The organism is Acinetobacter sp. ANC_7513, assembly GCF_056779915.1.
This window is the reverse complement of sequence record NZ_JBWYIW010000043.1, coordinates 1-201: the sequence shown is the minus strand read 5'-3', so window position 1 is coordinate 201 and position 201 is coordinate 1. Positions and strand designations below refer to the sequence as shown.

At 44.3% G+C, this 201-nt stretch carries 1 protein-coding gene; it reads right to left on the bottom strand.

Annotated features, from left to right (window positions below; all coding sequences use genetic code 11):
- Window positions 1–201 (bottom strand): dioxygenase family protein (locus tag AC1M9B_RS14465; protein WP_481609349.1); only part of this gene is annotated, 201 nt, incomplete at both ends.

Sequence of the window (201 nt, the reverse complement as noted above, 5' to 3'; positions counted from 1 at the left end):
ATGCAAAGTCATCCCAAAGGTATTTATCACCTTCGATGTTGAACTGCGTAGTTAATTTACGGTAGCCAGGTGCAGTGACGAAGTAATGCACATGTGAAGGGCGGTTACCGTGACGACCAAGTTTGTCTAATACAAACTGAGTTGTACCTTCTGGTGGGCAGCCATAACCTACAGGCATTGTGGTTAATGCTGTATATTGAC